17 protein-coding genes are annotated in these 19,217 nt (G+C 40.6%); 9 read left to right on the top strand and 8 right to left on the bottom strand.

Annotated features, from left to right (window positions below):
• Nucleotides 1–160: 160 nt before the first annotated feature.
• Nucleotides 161–1,672: an aldehyde dehydrogenase family protein gene (locus tag GBI16_RS14670; RefSeq protein ID WP_086210170.1), complete on the bottom strand. Its 1,512-nt coding sequence runs from the start codon at nucleotides 1,670–1,672 to the stop codon at nucleotides 161–163.
• Between the two features lie 198 nt (nucleotides 1,673–1,870).
• On the opposite strand from GBI16_RS14670, the gene GBI16_RS14665 reads away from it, so the two are divergent.
• Nucleotides 1,871–3,046 carry a transcriptional regulator gene (locus GBI16_RS14665; protein ID WP_086210169.1) on the top strand — a complete coding sequence of 392 codons (1,176 nt, stop codon included), beginning with the start codon at nucleotides 1,871–1,873 and terminating at the stop codon, nucleotides 3,044–3,046.
• A 45-nt stretch (nucleotides 3,047–3,091) separates the two neighbouring features.
• Here GBI16_RS14665 and GBI16_RS14660 read toward each other — a convergent pair whose 3' ends face one another.
• Together GBI16_RS14660 and GBI16_RS14655 are read right to left on the bottom strand one after the other, a co-directional pair.
• Complete coding sequence (locus GBI16_RS14660; RefSeq protein WP_119063406.1) at nucleotides 3,092–4,063, bottom strand: alpha/beta hydrolase; 972 nt, start codon at nucleotides 4,061–4,063, stop codon at nucleotides 3,092–3,094.
• Between the two features lie 192 nt (nucleotides 4,064–4,255).
• Entirely contained in the window at nucleotides 4,256–5,467 is a 1,212-nt protein-coding gene (locus GBI16_RS14655) for an iron-containing alcohol dehydrogenase (protein ID WP_086210167.1), read from the bottom strand.
• Between the two features lie 238 nt (nucleotides 5,468–5,705).
• On the opposite strand from GBI16_RS14655, the gene GBI16_RS14650 reads away from it, so the two are divergent.
• From GBI16_RS14650 to GBI16_RS14640, 3 genes are all read left to right on the top strand, one after another.
• Nucleotides 5,706–7,679, top strand: a complete 1,974-nt coding sequence (locus tag GBI16_RS14650; RefSeq protein ID WP_151707339.1) for a hypothetical protein — start codon at nucleotides 5,706–5,708, stop codon at nucleotides 7,677–7,679.
• Between the two features lie 116 nt (nucleotides 7,680–7,795).
• Nucleotides 7,796–9,511, top strand: coding sequence for an AAA family ATPase (locus GBI16_RS14645; protein ID WP_151707338.1), 1,716 nt, complete (start codon nucleotides 7,796–7,798; stop codon nucleotides 9,509–9,511).
• 101 nt (nucleotides 9,512–9,612) lie between these two features.
• Complete coding sequence (locus GBI16_RS14640; RefSeq protein WP_086210164.1) at nucleotides 9,613–10,596, top strand: ion transporter; 984 nt, start codon at nucleotides 9,613–9,615, stop codon at nucleotides 10,594–10,596.
• 87 nt (nucleotides 10,597–10,683) lie between these two features.
• Here the strand turns inward: GBI16_RS14640 and GBI16_RS14635 are convergent, their stop codons facing one another.
• Entirely contained in the window at nucleotides 10,684–11,904 is a 1,221-nt protein-coding gene (locus tag GBI16_RS14635) for an MFS transporter (protein WP_086210163.1), read from the bottom strand.
• A gap of 248 nt (nucleotides 11,905–12,152) precedes the next feature.
• Nucleotides 12,153–12,611 carry a DUF441 domain-containing protein gene (locus GBI16_RS14630; RefSeq protein WP_086210162.1) on the bottom strand — a complete coding sequence of 153 codons (459 nt, stop codon included), beginning with the start codon at nucleotides 12,609–12,611 and terminating at the stop codon, nucleotides 12,153–12,155.
• 135 nt (nucleotides 12,612–12,746) lie between these two features.
• Here GBI16_RS14630 and GBI16_RS14625 point away from each other — a divergent pair, with 135 nt between their 5' ends.
• The gene (locus GBI16_RS14625) at nucleotides 12,747–13,484 is read left to right on the top strand and encodes a pseudouridine synthase (protein ID WP_151707337.1); all 738 of its coding nucleotides are present in this window, start codon (nucleotides 12,747–12,749) and stop codon (nucleotides 13,482–13,484) included.
• An 8-nt stretch (nucleotides 13,485–13,492) separates the two neighbouring features.
• Here the strand turns inward: GBI16_RS14625 and GBI16_RS14620 are convergent, their stop codons facing one another.
• The 3 genes from GBI16_RS14620 to GBI16_RS14610 form a co-directional block, all read right to left on the bottom strand.
• Nucleotides 13,493–13,933 (bottom strand): N-acetyltransferase, encoded by a 441-nt coding sequence (locus tag GBI16_RS14620; protein WP_086210160.1) that lies wholly within the window; start codon nucleotides 13,931–13,933, stop codon nucleotides 13,493–13,495.
• Nucleotides 13,934–14,027: 94 nt separating this feature from the next.
• Entirely contained in the window at nucleotides 14,028–14,363 is a 336-nt protein-coding gene (locus GBI16_RS14615) for a type II toxin-antitoxin system RelB/DinJ family antitoxin (RefSeq protein ID WP_086210159.1), read from the bottom strand.
• A 113-nt stretch (nucleotides 14,364–14,476) separates the two neighbouring features.
• A complete protein-coding gene (locus tag GBI16_RS14610; RefSeq protein WP_215900690.1) occupies nucleotides 14,477–15,391 on the bottom strand; it encodes a pseudouridine synthase in 915 nt (304 codons plus the stop codon).
• Nucleotides 15,392–15,514: 123 nt separating this feature from the next.
• Here GBI16_RS14610 and tsaE point away from each other — a divergent pair, with 123 nt between their 5' ends.
• From tsaE to hfq, 4 genes are all read left to right on the top strand, one after another.
• Nucleotides 15,515–15,991 (top strand): tRNA (adenosine(37)-N6)-threonylcarbamoyltransferase complex ATPase subunit type 1 TsaE, encoded by a 477-nt coding sequence (tsaE, locus tag GBI16_RS14605; RefSeq protein WP_086210158.1) that lies wholly within the window; start codon nucleotides 15,515–15,517, stop codon nucleotides 15,989–15,991.
• Nucleotides 15,984–17,924, top strand: coding sequence for a DNA mismatch repair endonuclease MutL (gene mutL / locus GBI16_RS14600; protein ID WP_151707336.1), 1,941 nt, complete (start codon nucleotides 15,984–15,986; stop codon nucleotides 17,922–17,924). Before tsaE ends, mutL begins: the two co-directional genes overlap by 8 nt.
• Nucleotides 17,925–17,930: 6 nt before the next feature.
• Nucleotides 17,931–18,875 (top strand): tRNA (adenosine(37)-N6)-dimethylallyltransferase MiaA, encoded by a 945-nt coding sequence (gene miaA / locus GBI16_RS14595; RefSeq protein WP_119063417.1) that lies wholly within the window; start codon nucleotides 17,931–17,933, stop codon nucleotides 18,873–18,875.
• A gap of 93 nt (nucleotides 18,876–18,968) precedes the next feature.
• The coding region (gene hfq / locus GBI16_RS14590; RefSeq protein ID WP_151707335.1) for an RNA chaperone Hfq at nucleotides 18,969–19,217 on the top strand (249 nt) is incomplete at its 3' end.

The raw sequence follows: 19,217 nt of genomic DNA, 5'->3' as shown, positions 1-19,217 counted from the left end.
AGGTTGAAGGTTGAAGGTTGAAGGTTGAAGGTTGAAGGTTGAAGGTTGAAGGTTGAAGGTTGAAGGTTGAAGGTTGAAGGTTGAAGGTTGAAGGTTGAAGGTTGAAGGTGTTTAGGGTAACGAATCACCCTAAACACATCATGCACAAATATATTTATGCTTAGAAGAAGCCCATTGGCTTAGTGGCATAGCTTACAAGCAAGTTTTTAGTTTGTTGGTAATGATCAAGCATCATTTTGTGGTTTTCACGACCAATGCCAGATTTTTTGTAACCACCAAATGCCGCATGCGCAGGGTAGATATGATAACAGTTGGTCCAAACACGACCCGCTTCAATTGCACGACCCGCGCGATAAGACGTATGAGCAGAACGTGACCATACTCCTGCACCTAGACCGTAAATGGTGTCATTTGCAATTTTAATCGCATCATCAAAGTCTTTGAACGTTGTAACCGAAAGCACTGGTCCAAAAATTTCCTCTTGGAAAATTTTCATGTCGTTTGTGCCTTTGAAAATGGTTGGTTCGATATAGAAACCTGTACCCACTTCATTACGTTCACTACCACCCGTCAGTAATTGAGCACCTTCATTACGTCCTGTTGCGATACAGCCTAAAATTTTCTCTTGTTGTTCTAAAGAAGCTTGTGCACCAATCATCGTTTCAGTGTCTAGTGGGTGACCTGTTTTGATGCGTTTGACACGTTCAATTGCTTTTTCCAAGAATTTATCGGCTATGCTTTCTTGAACTAATGCACGTGAAGGGCAAGTACAAATCTCACCTTGGTTCAACGCAAACATAGCAAAGCCTTCAAGCGCTTTGTCAAGATAATCATCGTCTTGATCCATAATATCTTCAAAGAAGATGTTAGGAGATTTACCACCAAGCTCTAAAGTTACTGGAATAATATTTTCAGTTGCATACTGCATAATCATTTGCCCAACAGCGGTTGAGCCTGTGAATGCAATTTTTGCAATACGTGGGTTAGTTGCAAGTGGACGGCCTACTTCAACTCCATAACCATTTACAATGTTTAAAATACCTGGTGGGAGTAAGTCTTGAATCAGTTCAACCAAGACTAAAATACTTACAGGCGTTTGCTCAGCTGGTTTAAGAACAATACAGTTACCTGCTGCAAGGGCTGGAGCAATTTTCCATGTTGCCATTAAAATTGGGAAGTTCCATGGAATAATTTGTCCCACAACACCTAATGGCTCGTGGAAGTGATAGGCAATAGTGTCTTCATCAATTTCAGAAATACCACCTTCTTGTGCACGAATACAACTTGCAAAATATCGGAAATGATCAATTGCAAGTGGAATATCTGCAGCTAAGGTTTCACGTACTGGTTTACCGTTATCCCAAGTTTCAGCTACAGCCAATTTCTCTAGATTTTCCTCTAGACGATCAGCAATTTTAAGGAGTAAATTAGAACGTGTAGTTGGAGAAGATTTATTCCATTGTGCTTTAGCTTTGTGTGCAGCATCGAGAGCAAGCTCAATATCTTCAGCAGATGAACGTGGGATTTTAGTAAAGGCTTTACCGTCGACAGGAGAGATATTTTCAAAGTATTCACCTTTTATTGGAGCAACCCACTCGCCACCAATAAAGTTTTCATACTGTGCTTTAAATTCTACTTTTGAACCAGGTTGGTTAGGGTCTACGTAGCGCATATTGAAGTTCCTTTGCTTATTGATTTTTTAAAAGCATCTACAGCTTTGGTATAAGGTACATCAGTACAATATTTAAGTAGCATACCTAATATAAGGTTGGAAAAAGGTTGGAAGGATGCAGGTTTACAAGCTTCCGACAAATGTTTACAACCATGCAATACAGTGGATGTGTATCAGGAATTGTTTTGAGAATAAGGAATGATGGCAATGCAACATTTAATACAGAAAAGACAAGAAATAGAAAAGCTTAGAACCAGCAGCAGTATTTCGACGGTACAAGCTGAACAGCTCGGAAAAAGCATTGCAAGTTCGTGGCAGCGTTCTAATTCGGCAGAGATTCCTAAGGATCGTTTTGCAGCGCCCATTTCTGAAGGTTCGATGTCACAAGGTTCAGCATTACAACATGCTTTAAGTTACTGCGCGGATGAGCTCAAGCATATTGCACAGCAGTCCTCAATGGTCGTTGCTGTGGGTGATATTGGTAGTACGATTATTTGGAGTGCTTCAAGTAAGCAAATGCGTAATGCTGCGGAAAGTGTACATTTTGTAGAAGGCGGGCAGTGGAGAGAGGAGTTGGTGGGGACTAATGCATTGGCATTGTCACTTAAAACCCAACAATCGAGTTGTGTGTTTTCTAATGAACATTATATGAGTTCCATCCATGATTGGGTTTGCTATGCAGCACCAATCATCGACCCCTATTCAAAACATGTTTTGGGGGTAATTGATTTATCGACCACATGGAAAAATCATAATAGCCTTGGTTTACTGGCAGCAGAGCGCTGTGCATCTATCATTCAAACAGCATTATTGGAATACCAGCGTCAACAACTGTATATTCGTGCTTTTGGTGTGCCACAAGTGCTTTTTAATGGCAAAGTGATGGTGCTCACACCACGTCAAATTGAAATTCTGACTATTTTAGCGCTATGTCCACAAGGTATGACTTTAGATACCTTACATCAGGCTTTATATGGTGAGCGAAAAGTGAGTATAGGCACACTTAAAGCAGAAATGTCGCAATTAAGGGATTTGTTGGGGGGAATGTTGGGATCTCGTCCTTACCGAATTTTGGCGCATATAGAAGCAGATTTCCTACAAGCAGAGCAGGCATTAGATGCTGCATATATCGAGACGGCTTTAAAGCTTTGCTCAGGTGTGTTATTGCCTAAAACAGAAAGTCCGTTTCTTTGCGCATGGCGCGACTGTTTGGAGTCACGTTTAAGTAGCGCGATTTTTAAAGCCAATGAAACTGATATGCTCTTTAAGCATGTAGCACGCTACCCAGAAGCAATTGATGCTGTTGAACGACTTATTGAGCTGACACCGAGTGGACACCCGGCGCATCAGCTACTTGAGAAATACAAAATTTAATAGTTTTGATTTGAGTTATGGAATAGGTTAATAAAAATTTTGCGATTAAATCTTCTTTTGTTCTAGCCACTGAAATAACTTGGTATAGACTTCGGCACGAACATCTGGTGCAGATAAGACTAAGTCGTGTAAACCATTTTGAATGGTCTCGACACAGATGTCACCTTGTAGATTTTTCGCCTGTTTTTCAATGTCTTTGACATCTAAAATTACATCACTGGTTTGTGCAGCTACGCCCCATTTTTTTGGGTTGAGTGTTTGATGTGAATGCATAATCAGTGCAGGAACAGAAAGCTTTAAACCGCCACGATGAATTTCTTTTTGCGCTTCATGGATGGCACGGACAAAACTGATGCGAACCATAGAATAACTTGGTTGTTTCCACTGCAAATCAAAGTTCCACTCGCCGTGTTCACTCTGATGTAGGCTTGGTACATACCATTTATTCAGTTCACTTGGAAATTTTAAGTCTGGGAAATGCTTTGCAAGTCGGCTGAGTTGTGGCACGCCAAGTTTGCGTTTAATTGGATGCATATTAAAATCATAAAAAGGACTGTTGGCCCATAGCGCTTTGATTAGAGGGTGTTGTGGATGGTGCGCTGCATATAGTGTGGTAATCAAACCGCCAGTCGAGTGTCCTGCCAGTACAACAGAAAGATGACCTTCAGCACCAATAATCTCAAGAGCTTGAGTAATTTCATCGTCATATTCGCGCAGATCACGGACATTGTAGTAGTTTTGGTGGCTTAAACGGGAGCGACCATATTTTCTTAAATCAAGTGCGTAAAAGTCGTAACCATGCTGATTGAACTGTTCAGCCATTTCTGTTTGGAAGAAGTAGTCAATAAATCCATGAATATACAGCACTGCTTTGGTTGTGGTTTGCGTGGCTTTTTTACGAATGAGAGTTGCGCAAACTTCACCTTCGTAGTCATTAGCAAAACTGAGTTTGAGTTGTTCGTAGTCTTCACCAAGGACATCTGGTTGATACGCAAGCGGGTTTTGTAGTGCTGACATAGTTCACTCTGGTTGTTATTGTCATGAGTTCCCTTATCCTTGATGAAGTCAGAATTTTTGTCAACCACAAATAAAAAAAGACAATTTAAGTGCAAAGGTAAGCAAGGATTAGGCTTACCCGAATGAAACAGTATGGACGTCTGTTTCATTCCACTTAAATTGTCAAAGCAAACAAAGTGTTAAGGAGAGAACTTAGACAGCCGCTTTAAAATCTACTACTGAAGCACTTGATTTGAGCGCCGCTTTAAAGATGTCAACCACTTGAGCATGGGTTGCTTTACGAGGGTTAGTCAGCATGCAGGCATCTTTTTGCGCGTTTTCAGACATAATGCCCAAATCTTGTTCTTTTACACCCAGTTCAGACAAGCTTGATGGAATACCAATAGATGCAGATAATTCACGAATCGCATCAATGGCAGCATAGCCAGCTTCTGTCACAGTTAAACCTGCGGTGTTGACTCCCATCAGTTCTGCAATACGTGCATAACGATCAGGGCAGGCAATTAAGTTGAACTCACATACATGTGGCAGTAAAACTGCGTTACATACACCGTGTGGTAGGTTATAGAAACCACCAAGTTGGTGTGCCATTGCATGAACATAACCTAGAGATGCATTGTTAAATGCCATACCTGCTAAGTATTGTGCATAACTCATGGCATCACGTGCTTCAAGGTTCTCACCGTTTGCAACGGCTGGGCTTAACCACTCACTGATCATCGAAATGGCTTTCTCGGCACAAGCATCGGTAATTGGGTTAGCAGCTGTTGATACATAAGCCTCTACCGCATGTGTTAATGCATCCATACCTGTTGCTGCTGTTAAGCTTGCAGGTTTTGCAATCATCAGTTTAGGATCATCAATTGCAATAAGAGGAGTACAGCGCCAGTCTACAATCGCCATTTTTACATGAGTATCTGTATTGGTAATAATACAGAAACGCGTCATTTCTGAAGCTGTACCTGCTGTTGTGTTGATTGCAATCAGAGGAGTCATTGGAACGGTGCTTTTATCAATCCCTTCGTAGTCACGAATATGACCACCACCAGCAGTGACAAGCCCAATACCTTTTGCGCAGTCATGAGACGAACCACCGCCTAAAGACACGATAAAGTCACAACCTTGCTCATTATAAGCAGTTACACCGTTATGTACGTTAATGTCAGTTGGGTTTGGTTCCGCACCTGGGAAGATATGACTATCAACACCAGCATCTTTGAGATATCCTGCGATGGTGTCTGCTACGCCAAATTTGAATAAGCCAGCATCGGTTACGATCAGTGCTTTCTTCGCACCGAGGTTTTGTGCTTTACCACCAATTTCTTTGGCACAGCCTGGGCCAAACAGTGAAACACAAGGGATATAAAAACCGTTCGTTTGATCTGCAATATTTTTAAAAGCCATGGTGCGATTCCTTCTACCATATTTATGTTGTTATCGGTGCTCATTACCGTTTTTAGAGTATCGAATGATTCAAAAAACTTGTGTACCTACCAAATACCTACCATGCGTAAGGAAATGGAAAATACTGATTCTAAATCGAAAAAATAGCTATGATGAAAAGGCATAGCCTGCATGTGTGGAATTGTTTATATTGGTTTTGAAGCGGGATGAACGTCGCCAAATTCGATGAGGATTCACTGTGGACAGAAACGATAGGATTAAGCAATATCAAAACTTTGCCGTCGTGTTAAGGCAAGTTGTTCCGAGTGTTCAGCAGCTTTATCATGAGCAGTCTATGTTTCTCTCCACGCTCAGTGTGCACAATGTTTTGGGGATTGATGCAAAGCAACGCCAGATTCAAATTTTAAACCATTGCTTTCATATTCAGTTCTATCCACCGACCGAAAACAAAACGATTTGTGTCCCACAGTTTATGTATAAGGGGCACTACGCTGAATCACTTGAAGAGTTTTGTTTACATGACATTGTCTTCTGGGTGGGTGAGCAGACTCCACAGCATTCTTTGTATTTACGTAATAAAGTAAAACAGTTACGCCAGTTGTTATTGCAACAGGTTTTTGTTGTGGTTGGGGGGCTAAGCCGGATCCAAACGATTTTGACTGAAATAGAGCACAGTCATGCAGAGCTCTTTCAGCAACTGTGTAAATATATGGGCAGAATAGAACTTTCAGCAACGGATAACAATTTGCTGACTTTACTTGAGCAGTTATGTTACTTAGATGCAGATCAAGCAGAGGATATTCTGCCTATTCAGTCCTTGATGCATAGTTATGATGAGCTGTGTTTTAGTGCCAAGCAATTTCTAGAACCACATGTTTATCGCATCGTAGAAACAGCATTTCCTGAACGTTTTTGTTTACAAGAGCTGATAGATCATGGGCATGATATTTATTTGTTGTATCCGCATGCGAAAGAGCAGCCTGAACTGTTGGGTTTTGCACGTTTAATGAATCGTGATCTTTGGTCATTGCCTGATTTGCTGGCAAAGCAACATTTTTTAGAGGTGCAGACTAAAGTTTGGCAAAAAAAAGTTGCTAAACTCCCTATTTTCGATGAAAAACGTACAGTGAATTGGTTATTCAAACAAAAAGCTGTCGTGACAGACTGGGTTAGCCACAACATTCAACATAGTAGTGTACGTGTTGCTGTGACTGCTTTGAGTTATTTGGATACACAGTCTTATCATCCTGAAATTATTTTAGTAGCTTTAAGGTACTTTCAGCATGTTGCAGCACGTTTGTTTATCCAAAGCTGTTATGAACATGCTATAGAACAGCAATGGTTTGAGTTGGAAGCCAACCAGCATGTCGTCTTAAAAAATAGACGCCAAGATATGGATGATCAGCGTATAGCAATCAGCCCGTCGATTTTGTATTTGGATGAATGGTTAGAACTACTGCACCGTGTAGTACAGCAGCAACCCGAATGGGGTAAAAAAGTTTATACAAAATTGAGTCGAGTCATGCAGGCTTACATTCAGCATTTAGATAAAATTGCACAAAAACTACCTGTTGAATTAGCGATTTATTTTAGTGAAGAAAACCAACAACATCGTGATTTTTATCGCCAATTGCAGCAGTACAAACTGCCTATCGAAAGCTTTAGACAACTTTTTTATCTGAATCATCCACCATTGCGGGTTTCGGTGTTTGATGCTTATGTCCGGGATTATTTACCTGAACATTTCGAGACGCAAAAGGATGTTTTAAAAAATGTCACATGGAATGGCCTATTTCATCAGGCTGTGCAATGGCATGATCAATTACATAGCCAAGAGTTACTTGCTGAACTGAAACGGAAAGTCGGCCATGTGTCATGGCAACCGATCAGTCATGAAGCTTATTATTTTATTGAAAGTTGGGTATTTGAGGAGCTTAAAGATATTGATCGCATCATCGCAGAGTCTCGTCGGTTTAGACATTGTTTAGCGGCAAGCTTTGCTGAACGAATTATTGTCAATGAATACGTGGCCTTTCATATGAGTCATACTGATGCACAGCGCCACTTAACACTTGGCTGCTATTATATCGCGGGACAGTTGTTATTTGATCAGTTGGAATATCCAAACAACCAAAAGGCACTTCCTGACGATGTGTTAGTGGCAGAGCAGTTTATTGCGATGCTCAACCAAGAACGACAAAAGGGCTGTTAAAATTTCAACAACACTCGACTTAATTTGTCGCACAAGAACTTCTATATGACGAGATCTGCTTAACTTTTTAGCAAAAACTCGGTAGGCTATAGCCGTTCATCAATGGTATAGGTCTTATGAAGCAAGAAACTGCACTCAAACTTCTAAAAGCGGGCGAAAATGTCTTTTTAACTGGTTCCGCTGGTGCAGGAAAAACCTATACATTGAACCAATACATTAATTACTTAAAAGCCCGTAAAGTGCCTGTGGCGATCACAGCCTCTACAGGTATAGCTGCAACACATATGAATGGTATGACGATTCATACTTGGGCTGGTATAGGTATTAAAGATGCGTTAGGGGAAGATGAACTCAAACGCATGAAAGAACGTAAATATTTAAAAGAGCATTTAGAAAATGCCCAAGTGTTAATTATTGATGAAATTTCGATGCTACATGCGAAACAGCTCAATTTGGTCAATAAAGTTTTAAAATTCTTTAAAGAAAGTGAAGAACCATTTGGTGGAATTCAGGTCATTGTTGCAGGAGATTTCTTCCAGTTACCGCCCGTGGGGAAGAATGAAGAACGTAATCGCGATAAGTTCTGTTTTATGTCTGATGCTTGGGTGGAAGCCAAGTTCCGTGTGTGCTATTTGACCGAGCAGCACCGTCAGGGCAATGACTACCTCAACGATATTTTAAATGCTATCCGTAGCCAAACGATCCGCTTCGAGCATTTGCAAGCTTTACAAGCCACACGTCAGCAGGATATTGGTGAAACATTCACACGTTTATACACCCATAATATGGACGTGGACACCATCAACTTCAAACATTTGAATGAAATTGAAAATGAAGGTCGTCAGTTTGAGGCGGTGTGTGATGGCAATGACAAGCTTATTGAAACGTTAAAGTCGTCTGTGCGCGCACCTGAAAACCTCACTCTCAAGAAAAATGCCAAAGTGATGTTTGTAAAGAACAACTTTGACGTGGGGTATATTAACGGTAGTTTGGGTGAGGTGGTTGGCTTTGAAGAAGATGATGATTTCGGAGTCTTACCAAAAGTAAAACTGACTGATGGTACAGTACTGGTGGTTGAGCCTGAAACATGGTCGGTGGACAATGATGCAGGTAAAACCATTGCCAGTTTTCAGCAGATTCCATTGCGCTTAGCGTGGGCCATCACCATTCACAAATCTCAAGGCATGACTTTAGCAGCAGCAGAAATTAACCTGAGCCATACTTTTGAAAAAGGACAGGGCTATGTGGCTTTGTCACGGTTAAAGACTTTGGATGGTTTAAGACTACTGGGTTTTAATGAACAAGCCTTAGAGCTAGACAGTCTTGCCATTAAAGCAGATCGACGTTTCCAAGAACTTTCCGATGAAGCCGAAACACACTTTGAGGTCATTGATCTAGAGCCACAACACAAGGCCTTTATTCGTCACTGTGGCGGAACGCTCAATGAAGTTGAGATTGAGCGTAATGAAAAGAAAATTGCCCGTAATGCAGGTAAAGCCAACTATGCTTCTGCAACACTCGATGAAACACGTGAACTTTTTGAAGGTGGTTATGAAATTGCCGATATCGCCCAAGAGCGAGGGTTGACGGCTGCAACGATTATCAACCATTTGGCGAAGCTACATAAAGAACAGGGCTTAGACATTTCTGTAGCTCATCCAGGCGAAGAAGTGGTAGAGCAAGTGCGAAAGATTTATAAACGTCTCATGAAACGTCAGCAAGCTGAACACTTTAGTGAAGATGGCGCAATTAAACTACGTCCGATTGTAGAGTTAACCAATCCGCGTATGGGCTATGACCAAGTGCGCTTGGCCTTACTCTATATTGAATAATGCTGCCGCAGTTGTACGATTCATACCGAAATTTCTTACTTACTTTGCTGTTAAGTTCGGTTAAACTGAATTTTAAGGGATAAGAATAACGTAAAATCGTAATGAAATTGACAGCTTGGTACATGTTACGCAAATTTGTTTATAACAATTTGCATAATGAAGACTATGAGACACCCTTAAGCCGAGGGCTGAACTATTTCCTCATTGTACTGATTATGAGTAATGCTGCTGCTGTGCTGTTGGAGTCGGTACAGAAGTACTATGTGTTGTATCAGGACTTTTTTTATTATTTTGAAATCTTCTCGATCATCGTTTTTACGATTGAATATCTCTTACGTTTTTGGTCAATTGCTGAAGCTAATAGTTTTGAGTCGGATTGGAAAAACCGCCTAAATTGGGTCAAAAGTGGTGGGGCAATTATCGACCTCTTGGCGATTTTACCTGCATATTTAAACTTCTTTGTTCAGTTCGATTTACGTTTTTTAAGAATCGTTCGTTTGCTTCGACTTCTCAAGTTAACCCGCTACTTTGTCTCTCTACAAATTCTATTGAGGGTCATTGAGCGCGAAAAAGGCTCATTTCAAGCGGTTATTTTCATTTTAATGATTATGATCATTATGGCAGCTGCGGGGGTGTATTTGATTGAAAGTCAGGCACAACCTGAGGTTTTCAGCTCTATTCCAGCTTCCATGTGGTGGGCTGTGGTTACACTGACCACCGTAGGATATGGCGATGTGACACCTATTACACCGCTAGGACGTTTCTTGGGTGCGATCATTACTATTTTAGGTGTAGGTTTAGCAGCATTACCCGCAGGTATCTTGGCAAATGGTTTGGCCAATGAACTAGAGCAGCGCAAAGAACAACTAGAACTCAGATTTCGAGAGTTAATCCAGAATAGCGACATTGACTTTGTCCTAGAAACAGAAAAAATTGAGGAAGTTCGTAAAGAGGTTGGACTGACCAAAGAACAAACACAAGATATTATTTTGCAGCTTATACGTGAGCAAAAAGAAGAGTCATTAAAACAAGAGCGTGATCAGTATGCGTATTGTCCACATTGTGGGAAGAAGCTACCTGAATAAATCGGTGTAAAGAGGCATGTGTATCAACGTTCAAATCGAATGTTGATACACATGCCTTACTTTATCTGAATAGAAATCTAGATTGGTCTAACAGGTTTGATTTACATCATCTTTAGATATAGACATTGACTTTTTTTCATGCTGAAAGGCGAGTAGCAAGATGATTAGACCGCCTAGACTTAATAAGGTACCTACCCAAATCGGTGCTAACCAGCCCAGATTTTGGCTAATGAGCCAGCCACCAATAAAAGCACCAAAAGCATTGGCAATATTAAAGGCAGAGTGATTGAGTGAAGCAGCTAGACCTTGGGCATGACCAGCAACATCCATTAAGCGGGTTTGCAGTAAAGGTCCTAGACCAGCAATACTGAAACTCACTAAAAATAGCGCAATAAGAGCCGTCGCAAGATGATCCATTGATAATGCACAAAGCACATAAGAACAGGCATTGGATATCAATACCCAAATGATGGCTTTGTTTAGGTTTTTATCGGCAAAGTGTCCTGCAACAGCACCTCCAATCACTAAACCTAGCCCGATACATGCCAGTGCAAAAGGAACAACTTGAATGCTGGCATGGGTATATTCAGTCAAAATGGGTGATACATAACTATAAACCGAAAAGAGTCCACCAAAACCAATTGCCCCTACAGCAAGAGTCATCCACATTTGTGTATTTTTAAGTCCGCGGAGCTCATTTTGAATGCTTGCAGTGTGATCACGTTGCATTTGGGGTAGGCCAAAACAAATCGCGACAACAGTTAAAAATGCGATAGATGCCGAAAACTCAAAACCTGCCCGCCAACCATAGAGTTGTCCGAGCCAAGTTGCAAGAGGTACGCCAATCACGGTCGCGACATTTAGGCCCATCATCAGCATTGCAACAGCAAAAGCACGCTTTTGTTTACCAGCAAACTCTGCAACCACGAGAGCAGCAATACCAAAGTATGCGCCGTGTGGAAAGCCTGCGATAAAACGAGAAATCAGCATAGACTCATAACTATTTGCAAGTGCGGTGCTTGCATTGGCAATGCCATAAAACAACATGAGTCCAATTAGAAGTGTTTTTCGTGGCACTTTTGCAGCCAAAATGGCAATGACAGGCGCGCCAATTGTCACGCCCAAAGCATAAGCACTAATAAAATGCCCTGTGATAGGGATACTAAGCTTGAAACTCTGCGATATCTCTTGGATGAGTCCCATCGCAACGAATTCAGTCGTACCAATACAAAAACCACCGAGTGCCAAGGCTAAAATAATGACAGATAAGTGACCTGTTGATGGGCTGCTATTTTTTTGAATGGACATAAATAGAGAGTGAAATGAAAAATATTATACGTTCTTTATCACATAAAAATTAGGTTGTTCAAAAATATTATAAGTTAATTCAATAACACTAAAATCTATGCGATGCCTGAGTATTCTTAAATACAGTATCTATTGGTTTGTCTACATTTAATTGATTATTCCATAAAGTCATGCCTAATTTAGATAAAGCAAAAATAGCGCCAACTCAGTGAATATTTGAAATGTGACTTCAGCTACGATACATGTATTTAAGATTGTCCCGTCCCAATTAATAAGGTCAGAAGACCTGCGGCAATTAATGGGCCCACAGGTACACCACGCAGTAATGCAACTCCTGCTACAGTTCCAACCAACAGACCTGCAACTACATCTGGTTGATTCGACATGAGTTTCACACCGCGTCCACCTAACCATGCAACTAAAACGCCAATCGCAATCGCTAATAATGATTTAAGGCTTAAGAAAGATTTAAAAATACTTTCACCGCTAATTTTACCACTGGCAATAGGAACTAAAACGGCAATCGTTAAAATAATAATGCCGATATTTAATCCATGTTGTTGGATTAGCGGGAAGTATTCGCTCAGTGGCGTCATGCGTAAAATAATGAGTACAGCCGCAGCAATGGTTACCGCAGAATTGTGACTGAAAATACCGCAAGCCAGCAGGATGAGGAGGACGATCAGGTTCAAATCTAAGTTCGGCATAGGGGGGAGACTGGTTAAAAAAACATGTGCATTGTAACGTTTTTTTAGCCAGTCTGCCGAATGATCCGAGTCCTTTGATTGATGTTCCTGTATTTCAGTATAAAATGAGCCTTTATTTGAAAAAGTGGTGTGCTGATGCTGTTGGAAAAAATGTTGCAGTCGCAAGGATTCGGTTCGCGGAAGCATTGCCAACAGTTGATTAAAAATGCAACCATCGAAATTGATGGGCAGATCATTACAGACCCTAAACATAAACTTAAATTAGATGGTTTGCACTTTAAAGTACATGATGAGAGTTTTGAATATCGTGAAAAAGTCTATATTGCCTTAAATAAACCTCAGGGTTATGAATGTTCACATCAGGCAACACACCACTTTAGTGTTTTCGATTTGTTTGATGATGTGCTCTTGAATCGTGGTATTCAGTGTGTTGGACGTCTGGATCAAGACACGACTGGCTTGTTGTTGCTTACTGATGATGGTCAATTCTTACAGGCATTGACACATCCTAAAAAGCATGTGGCCAAAGTGTATCACATGCAAACGGCTGATCCTATTACAGATGAACAAATCCAGCAGTTAGAACAAGGCGTTGGGTTACGTAATGAAAAAGGGATATTTGCAGCAACAGGGGTAAAACGATTAGCTGAATGTGAACTGCAAATGACGGTGCATCAGGGAGTGTATCATCAAGTAAAGCGTATGCTTGCAGCTGTCGGCAATAAGGTGGAATGTTTGCATCGTCAGCAAATTGGAGAACTCGACTTAATCACATTGTCTGATTTAGTCGAGGGAAGATGGGTGTATTTAAATGAGGAACAAGTCGCTTTAGCCAAGACTCGTCATAGCAGCCCTCATGAAAACGGCATATAAATCAGTAGCTATAAGAAGCAGTGATAGGTTTTAAATTCGCTATCCGCTACAAAGCCCATGGCTTCATATAGGCTGTGGGACTGGTAGTTATTTTTTTGCGTTTCAAGTGTTATGCGAATCGCTTTTTCATGACGAGCAAACAAAATTGCGGTATCAATGAGTTGTTTTGCAGAGCCATGACGACGATGTGGCGGTGAGACATAGACATCATCTAAAATATAATACGTTGCACAAGCCACGGAAGAAAAGCCTAAGTATAATAAGACAAAACCAGTAATCACATCGTCTTTGACATGAATAAAAATCACGCTTTGTTCATTTTCAAGACGAAGTTTGAGGAACTTTTGGGAAAGGCTTAAGTTGGAAGATGCGCCATAGAATTGGCGATATTCATCGAATAATACAGCAAGTTTTTCTAAGTCTTCTAAGGTGGCACGTCTTACGATCATGTATTACTCCATGCTGTTTTTTATAATGTTTACATGAAGCATACCGAAGTTTTGAACAGGATATTTCTAAAATTTGTTTAGAAATGCAACACTGTTAAGTTTTGTCACTTTCACCCAAAATTGCAGCTAATTCTTCAAATAGATCAATGTGTTCATCATCGGCAAATAAATCATTAGTGGCTGTAGAGTCGGGGCTTGTGATTTGTTCGACTGCTTTTTGTTCTTGCTTTAACTTACGTAATTTAATGAGTTGCTCTAAGTTGATGTTCTGATTTTCAATTGAAAATGGGATAGATTTGGTTAAAACCACTTGTTTGAAGAACAAACGAACGGCTTGTGCAGGTGTAATCCCCAATTGTTTAAACACGGCAAATGCTTGTTTCTTTTCTTGGGAATCGAGTCGAATTTGATAGACTTCTGTTTTTCTCATGATTTATTAAATAATTTGAATCACTTAAAGGATAGAAGTTATTTTAATCAATTTCATTGTAATTTCAATATTCACACAATGGAATTTTAAATTATTTTGTAATGACAATTATATTACAGTGTCAATTCAAAGTGAGAGTTGAACAGCATAAGTTGTTGAGTTATTGGGTCTTTAAATGATAATTTTTTGGCTAAAAGCTGTAATGGTTGGCTGAAATCATCGTCGGTTTTGTGTACAACTTTAGGATAGAACGGGTCATTTTTAATCGGGCAGCTTAAAGAATTAAGGTGTACACGCAGTTGATGCTGTTTTCCTGTATGTGGTTTAAGCTCGTATTTTGCCCATGTTGAGTCATATTCCAACAACGAAATATCTGTTTCACTATTGGGTGCTTTGTCTAATACCTGCATAGTGTAGAACGGTTCACCTTTTTGCATGTGTAACCTTACAGTTCGTGGGAAATTAAGTTCTGGGTTAAAAGGTGCAATTGCATGGTAGGTCTTTTGCACCCGCCGTTCCGCAAACATTTGTTGATAAGCCCCACGCGTTTCAATGCGCTTGGAGAAAAGTACTAAGCCTGCAGTTTCACGGTCTAAGCGATGGATAGGGGTTAAATGCTCAATACCTGTCTGTTGTTTTAGGCGAACTAAAAGAGTTTGTTGAACATATTGTCCCGTTGGACTGATAGTTAGAAAATGTGGCTTATCTACCACTAAGAAATGATCATTTTCAAATAAAATCTCATGCTGAAATGGTACTTCAATTTCACGCGCTAAAAAGCGGTAATAAAACACATGTTGATTTTCAAGATATGCCGAATCTGTGCTGAGCACATTACCTACAGCGTCATAGACCAAGCCATCATGAAAACGCTGTCGCCATTCCGCAGCTTCAATGTGCTGAAATTGCGCACATAAATAAGCAAATATGCTTTTAGGCATAGGTTGAAGTTTAGGTAAGTACACCTTACTGGCACTGACGCCTTTGAGCATAGGTGGACAAAATTCAGAAGTTTGGTGGTTGGACATGTTTTTTGTAGGTAATATCTAGGCGGTTGATACAGGAAAATACGAGTTTTCAAACTTGCGACTTGGGCATTTTATGGGTGCGATGCTATCATAATTACTCTTTTGCCACTTGTCGTGAGTATTATGCAGTATTCATTCAACTTAACACTCAATAATGAACAAGATACCCAAAATTTAGCGAAAATTTTGGCACAGCATTTTACGACGGGTGTGGTGTATTTGATTGGGGATTTGGGTGCGGGTAAAACTACGCTAACACGCCACTATTTACAGCATTTAGGGCATCAAGGTTCAGTGAAAAGCCCAACCTATACCTTGGTTGAACCTTACCAAGTGCAAGGGCATGATATTTTCCATTTTGACTTGTATCGTTTAAACGATCCGTATGAGTTGGAGTTAATGGGCATTCGTGACTATTTAGAAACACCCAATGCACTGTTTTTATTTGAATGGCCATCTAAAGGGGGAGATGAAATCCCTGCGGCGGACTTAATTATTGATATTCAAAAATCTGAAGATGAGCTGACACGACATGCCACATTGAGTTTTCAGTCAGTAGCATTATTACAAGCTTTAGAGAGCCAATTAAACAATGCGTGATGATTTAAAGATACGTCGTATTCATACTCTAAATCCTGCTTTAGCCAACCAAATTGCAGCAGGTGAAGTCATTGAACGCCCTGCGTCTGTGGTCAAAGAGTTACTCGAAAACTCGATTGATGCAGGTGCGACAGAGTTGATTATTCGGGTAGAGCAAGGCGGCAGTACTTTAATTGAAATCATGGACAATGGTCGAGGGATTCATGCTGAAGATCTCCCTTTGGCGGTGATGCGCCATGCAACCAGTAAAATCCAAACTGTAGAAGATTTACATGCAATTGTCAGTTTGGGTTTTCGTGGAGAGGCTTTGGCGTCTATTGCAGCGGTTTCGCGTTTAACCTTGACCAGTAGTCAAGCGGATGATGGGATTGGCTATCAAGTCGAAGTTAATGGAACTGCATTTGACCATCAAGAGATTCAGGCTGTAGCTGCACCGAAAGGTACACATATTCGGGTACAAGATTTATTTTTTAATGTGCCTGCACGTCGCAAATTTCTCAAAAAACCTGGCACAGAGTTTGGTCATATTGAAGAAATCGTTCGACGTTTAGCATTGACTCATTTCGATATTCGTTTTGTGCTTGAACATAATCAAAGCATCAAGTTGAACTTACCAATTGCCGATAGTGGTGAACTACGTTTTCAGCGCGTACAACAGTTACTCGGTCGTGCATTTACTGAAAATGCGTATTGGATGGATGCGGATAGTATCAACATGCGTTTAACAGGTTGGTTGGGACATCCCTCCGATGCTCGTGCGCAAGCAGACTTGCAGTATGTTTATGTGAATGGTCGAATTGTTAAAGATAAAACCATCTCTCATGCGCTACGTATGGCTTATGACGGTATTTTACATGGTCATCAGCATGCGGGTTACTTACTTTTTCTGGAAGTCGATCCTGAAAATATTGATGTCAATGTACATCCTACTAAACATGAAATTCGCTTTTTAAATCAGCGTGAAGTGCATGAGTTTGTCAGGCACTATGCCAAAGAGACTTTATCGCAGTTTCAAACGGCAACCGCAGATTTATCTGATGCAATGAAGATTGCAGAGGATCAAGCTTTGATGTCTGTACAGCCTCGCTATCAAGAGCCTTTGCAGTTGCATCGTCATGTTGAGTCTGCACAAAATAGTGAGCAAGCACCATTGGATGTGCTCACTGACTTTAGTTCAAATCAACCGCAAGGTGTTCATTATTCTACGCAAACTTCGCGTTATCAGGGTTCACAACAGCTTAATAATGCCTTGCAAAGCTATTTAGCGCCTTTGCGTGATACGTCATCTAGTGTTGATCAAGCTCAGCCTTTGGCTGATTTTACAGTGCAAAGCCCTAAAGTCGATGAACATCCGTTGGGAATAGCCATTGCACAATTGCACGGTATTTATGTGTTGGCTCAAAATACAGAAGGACTGATTATTGTTGATATGCATGCAGCCCATGAACGTATTCTGCTACAGCAAATGAAGTCCGCATGGGATAAACCAGAGTTCTGGACTTCTCAGCAGTTACTCATTCCCAAAGTGATTAATATCACACGGATGCAAGCGACAAGAGTGGAAGAGCTCAAAGATCAATTGGCGCGTTTAGGTCTTGAAATTGATCAATATGGTGATGAGCAGGTGATTGTTCGTGGTGTGCCTGCGATTTTACATAAAGCCAATTTTGAGGCGCTGGTACCTGAATTACTTAACGATTTGGATCCAAATGATGAAGCTCAGGGCTTACTGCAAAAGCGTGATCAAATTTTAGCGGGTATGGCCTGTCATGGTGCTGTCCGCGCGCATCGCATTCTGGGTCTTTCTGAAATGAATGCTTTGCTTCGTCAAATGGAACAAACTGAATTTGCTAGCCAATGTAACCATGGTCGCCCAACTTGGCGTGCGTTTCCATTGGCTCAACTAGATAAGCTTTTTGCTCGAGGAGAGTAGTTGTACATGTCAACTCAATTGCCGGTCATCAATTTAATGGGGCCAACTGCAAGTGGTAAAACTGCTTTGGCATGTCAGCTCTATGAGCAAGGGAATTTTGAACTCATTTCTGTAGACTCAGCACTGGTCTTTAAGGATATGGATATTGGTACAGCTAAGCCAACCAAAGAGGAGTTGCTGCAATATCCACATCATTTGATTGATATTATTACACCTTTAGAAGTGTATTCCGCTGCAAATTTTGTTGAGGATGCTTGTCGCCTGATTGACGATATGCATTTACGTGGCAAAACTCCGATTTTGGTCGGTGGAACCATGCTCTATTTTAAAGCACTATTAGAGGGGCTTTCGAGTAATTTACCTAGTGCTGATTATGCTGTTCGTGCTGAGATTGAGTCTAAAGCTGAAAGTGAGGGTTGGAACGCAGTTTATGCAGAATTATGCAGTGTGGACCCTTTGGCGGGCGATAAATTTAAAGTGAGTGATAAACAACGGATTATTCGTGCTTTAGAAGTTTATAAGTTGACTGGGCAGCCCATTACTAAGCTTCAGGCAGAACAGCCTAAAAATGTACCTTATCGTTATAGTTTTCATAATTATGCCTTAGTGCCAGATCGAGCTGAATTGCACCAAAGAATTGCACAGCGCTTGAAAATTATGTGGGATATCGGATTTTTGAATGAAGTGGAAGCTCTTATGAAAAAATACGATTTAAAGGAAAATTTACCTTCTATGCGCTCAGTTGGGTATCGACAAGCACTCGAATTTTTACAAAAAGGAGATAAAACTGTCGAAAAACAACAAGAAATGGAGGATAAAGCACTTTTTGCGACACGACAACTTGCCAAACGTCAATACACTTGGTTAAGATCTTTGCAAGAAGTACATAAATTTACAACCTATTCAACGATCACGCAGGCACAAGAAGACTTGCGAAACTGCTACGGATAAAGCAAAATTTAGCTACTGTCTTTTTTATAATTTTTAATTGAAAAATAAAGATAGTTTTTTGCGCTGATTTTTAATTTTTTTTGGAGTTATAACATGTCTAAAGGTCAAACTTTGCAAGATCCGTTCTTAAATTCTCTCCGTAAAGAACGTATTCCTGTATCTATCTTCCTTGTGAATGGTATTAAATTACAAGGTCATATTGAATCTTTCGACCAATATGTTGTTTTATTAAAAAATACGGTAAGCCAAATGGTTTACAAACATGCAATTTCTACTGTTGTTCCTGCACGTAATCCACGTCCTGCTGGTGCGCCTGCTGGTGCTGGTCAACAAGGCGGCTTT

The sequence above is a fragment of the Acinetobacter sp. TUM15064 genome (genome assembly GCF_008980265.1).
Classification (GTDB): Bacteria; Pseudomonadota; Gammaproteobacteria; order Pseudomonadales; family Moraxellaceae; genus Acinetobacter.
This window is presented reverse-complemented; position numbering and strand designations above follow the sequence as displayed.